Raw genomic sequence first — 1,797 nt, forward strand, 5'->3', positions numbered from 1 at the left:
GCACGTTCGCGCCTGGGAAAAGCCCTCCGATCACGTACCGGTGGCTGTCGAACTGGCGCTCTAGACGAACAGGCCGCGGTCGCGGACCAGCATTTCCTTCATCGGATTCCAGTCGAATTCGGCCCGCACGATGCCATGGTCGGTGGCACCAATGGACGTTCGCGAATCCTTGTCGTCGAAGATCAGGTGATCGTTGTAGACGATCATTTCCTTGAACGACCATTTGCGATTGATTGCGTGATCGTAAAAGGCGTCGGACACCAGAATGTGGTCGAGGCTCTCCAACTTCTGCTTGAAGATATGCGTATAGTAGACGTGGCGGAAGGACCGTAGCTGCTGCAGCTTCTCCACCGAATAGAGCCCTGCGTCGGACTTCGAGCCGGCAGCGCTCTTCTCGAAGAAGCGGTAGCCCGGATCGCCCGTCAGAAGCTCGGTGGAGGTCGAGAGCGTCCCGTCGTTCAGGTCGCCGACAACAATGAAGGGCGTGTCGTTGCCCTTCATCTCGGTGTCGAGGATCGCCCTCAGGGCGCCTGCTTCCGCGATGCGCCGCACATGCGCGACCACGGTCTTGGCGATCTGGGCATGGTGCTCCAGCACGTCCGGCCGCGGGAAGCGGAAGGATAGCGTCGAGGGGCCCTTGGATTTCAGGTGCGCCACGACGACTGTGATCTCCGGCGGCTTCGGTCCCTCGCCCTCGGGCTGGATGCGAACCTTGAGCGGTGGCCGCGAGAAGCGCTTGATGGTGATGGACACCTGCTCCTCGGCGTCGCGTGCCTCCTTCAGGTCAACGAAACGGCAATCCTCGGGAAATTCCTCGATCCACTCCGGATCGCCCACCATCAGCCCCTTGCGGGCCGCGAGCGCGACCTGGATGCCCGGCGGGTTAAGGGTGCGGCCGGCGATGTCGTAGTCGTTTTCAAGGCCGGCCGCGGCGAAGCAGGCCTTGAGAGCGTCCACGTGCCAGCATTCCTGGAAGGCGATGACGTCGGCGTCGAGCTGCTTCAGCTTCTGGGCCGTCCAGGCAACCTTGGCAGCGAACTGCTCCTGCGACCAGCCGTCGTCGTCCGAGTAGATCGGCTCGCCGGGCAGGTGCAGGTTGTAAAGATTGAAGGTGGCGATGGAGATGTCGCGCTTGTTTCGGGCCATGGCAGAACCTCTGCAAAACCGCCGCTATGCTTGCACGCCCCACCCGGGATCATAAGTGGGAATTCTCACGCTGTCATGACGCGTTGGCATTCCCGCCAGAAATCGGGTATTCTTCGACCATGTTGAAGCGCACGGCCCTGCTGATTGCCGCATGTGTGCTGGTGCCGGCTCCCGGCATGGGCGCGGATGCGGTGTGTTCGTGCAAGGCCAACGGCCAGACCTACGAACTGGGCGAGATCGCCTGTTTCACGCTGCCGAACGGCCAGAAGCGAGCCCGTTGCGACCGGGTGCTCAACAACACGTCCTGGACTTTCCTCGATGGAGAGTGCCCGTCCGCCTCGGCCGGCGAGGACAAGCGTTTTGCGGCGATGTGCCTGCCTGCGGACAGCGCAACCGGAATTACCGGGACCATCCTGAACGCACGCGGCTCGATCAAGCGGACGCTGTAACGCACCGCATCGCAAGCGCCGGCTTCAGCGATCGCCGCTTCTGAGAATGTCTTCCGACAACGCGATGGCAGTGCGCCGGTCGGCCTCGGGCGAGACGGCAAAGGCCTCTTCCTGCAGCTTCAGGATCCAGGGACGGTCCACGGGCTGGGAGCGTTCCAGGGCCGCCGTCATCATGGCAAGACCGCGCACCGACTTGCCGCTC

Annotated in this window: 2 protein-coding genes; one reads left to right on the forward strand and one right to left on the reverse strand. The window is 62.9% G+C overall.

The annotated features are described in order from the left end of the window. Positions 1–60: 60 nt before the first annotated feature. Positions 61–1,146, reverse strand: a complete 1,086-nt coding sequence (locus KDM41_18095) for an endonuclease/exonuclease/phosphatase family protein (GenBank protein MCB1185335.1) — start codon at positions 1,144–1,146, stop codon at positions 61–63. A gap of 119 nt (positions 1,147–1,265) precedes the next feature. Here KDM41_18095 and KDM41_18100 point away from each other — a divergent pair, with 119 nt between their 5' ends. Next, positions 1,266–1,595: a hypothetical protein gene (locus KDM41_18100; protein ID MCB1185336.1), complete on the forward strand. Its 330-nt coding sequence runs from the start codon at positions 1,266–1,268 to the stop codon at positions 1,593–1,595. Positions 1,596–1,797: the final 202 nt, after the last annotated feature.

The sequence above is a fragment of the bacterium genome (assembly GCA_020440705.1).
GTDB lineage: Bacteria > Krumholzibacteriota > Krumholzibacteriia > LZORAL124-64-63 > LZORAL124-64-63 > JAGRNP01.